This is a genomic window from Rhodoblastus sp., from assembly GCF_052145335.1.
Lineage (GTDB): Bacteria > Pseudomonadota > Alphaproteobacteria > Rhizobiales > Beijerinckiaceae > Rhodoblastus.
Window position 1 is genome coordinate 1 of the sequence record NZ_JBKQOU010000275.1, and the last position, 5,245, is coordinate 5,245.

Annotated in this window: 3 protein-coding genes and 1 pseudogene; all 4 read right to left on the reverse strand. The window is 61.0% G+C overall.

Annotated features, from left to right (window positions below):
• Window positions 1-298: 298 nt before the first annotated feature.
• Window positions 299-1,699, reverse strand: coding sequence for an MFS transporter (locus ACLP2E_RS17130; protein WP_442466619.1), 1,401 nt, complete (start codon window positions 1,697-1,699; stop codon window positions 299-301).
• A 577-nt stretch (window positions 1,700-2,276) separates the two neighbouring features.
• On the reverse strand, window positions 2,277-3,710 hold the full coding sequence (locus ACLP2E_RS17135; protein WP_442462886.1) for a homospermidine synthase: 1,434 nt from the start codon (window positions 3,708-3,710) through the stop codon (window positions 2,277-2,279).
• 128 nt (window positions 3,711-3,838) lie between these two features.
• Window positions 3,839-4,405, reverse strand: coding sequence for a GNAT family N-acetyltransferase (locus ACLP2E_RS17140; RefSeq protein ID WP_442462887.1), 567 nt, complete (start codon window positions 4,403-4,405; stop codon window positions 3,839-3,841).
• Between the two features lie 115 nt (window positions 4,406-4,520).
• A pseudogene (locus ACLP2E_RS17145) lies at window positions 4,521-5,245 on the reverse strand (ornithine decarboxylase); the annotation flags it as partial.

The following is a 5,245-nucleotide window of genomic DNA, read 5'->3' on the forward strand; positions in this document are numbered from 1 at the left end:
CAATCCCAGCACGGCGCGTATGAAATGAACGCGGGAACGCAATTCGTTGCGGTCGCGCCCCAGTCCCCGCAAGGCGTCGAATTGCTCGTCCGAAATCGGAATATCCACCGTCAATTCGCGAATGCGCACCGCCGCCGTTGCTGAGTCTGCGGGAATATCCATGGCAATCCCCTCGTCTTGCAGTTGGCGACATTCGGCAGGACCTGAAGCCCCCATGGAAAATCCACGCGATTAGACAGATTGCGCACCCTTGGCAAGACTACTGCGATTGACGGACCCGCCAACCAGTTCCTCTCGCCTATGGCGATGTCGTCTCGATCGCGGCGGCCGCCGTCGCGTCCTGCTCCATGGTGTCGAGATTTGTGGCGCGCGTTTCCTCGCTAAGTATCAGAGCGGCGAGCGTAGAGCCGCCGAGGCAGGCCAGGTAGAGGCCGACGGATCCTGGACCATAGCTGGATGCAAGCCAGGTCGCCACGAAAGGCGTCAGTGCGGCGCCCAGAATCGAGGCCGCGTTATAGGCTATGCCGGAGCCCGTGTATCGTGTGTTGGTCGGGAAGAGTTCAGGCAAGAGCGCCGACATCGGGCCGAAGGTGAGGCCCATGAGGCTCATGCCCAGGCACAAGAACACCAGCATCAGGCCAAGGTTCGCCGAATCTCCCGATCCCATGATGGCCCGCGACAAAAACCAGCCAAAGCTCAGGCCGAACAGGACGATCGCGCTCGTCACCGCGATCAGGAATCGGCGTCGTCCGAAGCGATCGGCGAGATAGCCCGAAACGGGAATGAACCCGGCGAAGAGAACCACGGAAATGAGCTGGAGATAAAGAAACGCCCGATAGTCTATGCCCAGCAGGCCCAGCTCGACCTTGCCGATGGCGTAAGACAAGATCCAGGTCGTCATCAGATAGAAAAGTCCGTAGGTGGCGACCATGATGAAGGCGCCGCGAACCAGCTCGCCAAAATTATTGCGCACCACTTCGATCAAGGGCGATTTCAGCTTTTCCCCGCGTTCCAGGGCGCGGACAAAAACCGGCGTTTCCTGCAATTTTATCCGCGCATAAAGACCGACCAGAACCATGACGATGGACAGGAGGAAGGGAATGCGCCAGCCCCACGCCAGAAAACGATCGTCGACCTGCGCCGCGCCCGAACGAAAGCCGAAGACAGTCGTAAGGACGAGGAAGAATCCGTTCGCCAATATGAAGCCGAAGGGCGCCCCGAGTTGCGGCCACATCGCAGCCTGGGCGCGCTTCCCCGGCGCGGCGGTCTCGGCGGCAAGCAATGCGGCGCCGGACCACTCGCCGCCCAGCCCCAGGCCCTGACAGAAACGCAGGATCGCAAGAAGCGCCGGCGCCAGCAATCCGATCGCGTGGTAAGGCGGCAGCAATCCCACGGCGAAAGTGGCGAGCCCCATCAGCAGCAGCGAACCGATCAGCGTGGCCTTGCGGCCCACCCTGTCGCCAAAATGGCCAAACAGAATCGACCCGATGGGCCGGGCGACAAAGGCGACGCCAAAAGTGGCCATGGAGGCCAGAAGCGCGGCCGTTCCTTCGCCTTTGGGAAAAAACAGCAGCGGGAATATCGAGACGGCGGCTGTCGCATAGATGTAAAAATCAAAGAACTCGATCGTCGTCCCGATCACGCTCGCAACAATGATTCGCCGCCGTTGGTCAGGGGCGACCGTTTCATTGCTGCTCATGCCCACTCTCCCGGCCCGGCGAAAAATTGTGAAAGGAATCCCTTGTTCCGACGTCGATCGCTAGTCAAGTCTCCGGTCAGAGACGCTGCTGGGGCGCGCGCATCTGCCGCGCGGCAAAATCGCGCTCAGGTTGCAAAAAAAGCGAGCGCGACGCAGGTGAAAAAAATGTGGAAAAAAGGCGCGGTTTTCGGATGATTTGCACAAAATTGCGTTCCTTTCCGCTCATTTTCGTTCGTTTTCAACCTGTTTTCACCAACTCAACCGCAAAGTTGAGTTTTACGGCGGCGCGGCGCGAAGTTTTTCGGGACGAAGGCAGGCTTTAAAAAAATCCTTTTATTTCAAGGACAAGGCACGGGACGGCCAAGCCGTGGGGACGAAGTGTTCCACGTGAAACAAAACAAGAACATTGTCGGCCTGGCAAATGGCGTTTCCGCATCGCCATTTTCACTTTTCCACTTTTTCACTTTTTCACTTTTCGCATTTCCGGGCGCCCACGGCTCCTGGCGTCCGTCATGGCCGGATGCACGCCGGCCATGACGTAGCTATTGACTTCCACTGGCTGATTTTTGAGACGGCCTCACCGCACCAGGATATTCCGGAACTGCCAGGGGTCGCTCTCGTCGATATCTTCAGGGAAGAAGCCGGGGCGGTTGGTCAGCGGCGTCCAGTCGGTGTAGACGCCAACCATCGGGCCGAGATAGGGCGTCTGGATTTCCAGGCAGCGCTTGTAGTCCAGCTCGTCGGCTTCCAGAATGCCCTCGTTGGGGTTTTCCAGCGCGTAAACCATGCCGGCGATCACGGCGGAGGTCACCTGCAAGCCGGTGGCGTTTTGATAGGGCGCGAGTTTGCGGGTCTCCTCGACCGACAATTGCGATCCGTACCAATAGGCGTTCTTGGCGTGGCCAAAAAGCAGCACGCCCAACTCGTCGATGCCGTCCACGATCTCGTTTTCGCTGAGGATGTGGAACTTGTCCTGCACCTTTCCGGCGTTGCCGAACATTTCATGCAGCGACAGCACCGCGTCGTCGGACGGGTGATAGGCGTAATGGCAGGTCGGACGATAGACGGCGTCACCCCTGTCGTTGCGCACCGTCAGATAGTCGGAGATGGAAATCGCCTCGTTATGGGTGACGAGGAAGCCGAACTGTGCGCCGGGAGTCGGCGTCCAGCTGCGCACGCGGGTGTTGGCCCCGGGCTGCAGCAGATAGACCGCCGCGCGGCAACCGTGATGATGGGTGCGGCCGTTGTCCGGCAACCAGGTCTCATGCGTGCCCCAGCCGAGTTCCGCCGGCTGCACGCCCTCTGAAACAAAGCCTTCCACCGACCAGGTGTTGACGAAAGTTCCACGCGGCTTCGGCTCCTTGGCCCGCTGGGTGTCGCGTTCGGCGATGTGGATGCCCTTGACGCCGAGGCGTTGCGCCAAGGCGCCCCATTCCTCGCGGGTCGTGGGTTCCGGGGCCTTGTCCCCGAGGTCGGCGGCGAGGTTGACCAGAGCCTGTTTGACGAACCACGACACCATGCCGGGATTGGCGCCGCAGCAGGAGACGGCTGTGGTTCCACCCGGCGACTTTCTGCGCGAAGCCAGCACTGACTCACGCAAGGCGTAATTGGAGCGCGCCTCCGGCCCGAGATGGGTGTCGAAATAGAACCCGGCCCAGGGCTCGATCACCGTGTCGATGTAAAGCGCGCCGATTTCGCGGCACAGTTCCATGATCGCCAACGAGGAGGTTTCGACCGAAAGATTGACGCAAAAGCCCTGGCCGCCGCCGCGCGTCAGCAAAGGCGTCAACAATTCGCGGTAATTATCCTTGGTGACGGCTGATTTGATGAACTCGTAGCCGCGCTCTTCGGCGAGCGACTTGTCGACGTCGGTCGGGTCGATCACCACCAGGCGCTTGTGGTCGAATTCGAAATGGCGCTCGATCAACGGCAGCGCACCCTTTCCGATGGAGCCAAATCCGATCACCACGATCGGGCCGGAAATACGGCCATGGACGGGCCAGTCTGTCATGATTTCATCCTTATCTGGAAGAGCGGTTGAATTGGGCGGCAAGGCCAAATCCCGGGGCCATGAGGAGTGGCCCAGGTTTTTGCGTCGCTTTATTTTGACGGCGGATATGTCAGCTTGACGACAAAGGCTCAAGCCGCGCGAAGAAGGAATTCGGCATCATGAGTGAAGGCGCCGGTAGCGCGCACCATTCCGCTGGCGCCGGCCAACGCGCCGGGTTGCAGTTCCAGCGCGAGGAAACGCGCCCGATCGACAGGCCCCGGCAGGTCGAGGTTTTCCGCGCCGACGCGGGAAAAGCCGAAGCGCTGATAATAGGGCGCGTCGCCGACCAGCAGCACGGCGCCGTGGCCAAGCTCTAGCGCAGCATAGAGGCCGTGACGGATCATGCGGCCGCCCAGTCCGCGCGAGCGGATAAACGGATCGATGGCGATCGGGCCGAGCAGCAGGGCATCGTGGCCGTCGCCGGCGGCGATCGACCAGAAACGCAAAGTGCCGACGAGAACGCCATTTTCATGCGCGGAGAAGGCGAGCCCTTCCGCCGGCAGGCGATTCTGGCGCAGCCGTTCGCAGGTCTTGCGCCAGCGCTCCGCGCCGAAGGAAAGGTCGAGCAACGCTTCGCGCGCGAAAAAATCCTGCGACGTCTCCTGACGGATGACGGCGCCTCCGAAGCAGGGATCGGTTTGGGCGAACTGGATCATGCGGACCTCCACGGGCCGAACTTTTCGGCCGCCGGCTGAGCCAACGGACGGGATGAGGAGGCCGCCGCCCGTTGCGGGGCGGCGATTGTTTTCGAAAAAAGCTGAGACGCGGGACTCAGATCACGTAGGATTTCAAAGGCGGGAACCCATTAAAACCAACGGCGGAATAGGTCGTCGTATAGGCGCCGGTTCCCTCGATCAGCACTTTCGCGCCGATTTCGAGACTGATGGGCAGCAAATACGGCTCCTTTTCATAGAGCACATCGACTGAATCGCAGGTCGGGCCGGCCAAGACGCAAGGCTCGCGCGGGTCCGAATCGCAATCCGTGCGGATCGGATAGCGGATCATCTCATCCATGGTCTCGGCCAGCCCGTTGAACTTGCCGATGTCGAGATAGACCCACTTCACCTTGTCGTCGTCCGATTTTTTGGAAATCAGCACGACTTCCTCCTCGATCACGCCCGCGTTGCCGACCATGCCGCGACCCGGTTCGATGATCGTCTCCGGGATGCGATTGCCGAAATGTCGTCGCAGCGCCGAAAAAATCGCGTCGCCATAAGTCCGCACCGCCGACACGCGCTTCAGATATTGGGTCGGGAATCCGCCGCCGAGATTGACCATTTGCAGGTTGATCCCGCGCTCGGCCAGATCCCGGAACACCGCCGCCGCCGACTTCAGCGCGCGATTCCACATGCGCGGATTGCGTTGCTGCGACCCGACGTGGAAGGACAGTCCATGCGCCACGAGTCCGAGGCGATGGGCGTGTTCGAGGACGCGCGGCGCCATGTCCTCGACGCAGCCGAATTTGCGCGAGAGCGGCCATTCGGCCCCGGCGCCAC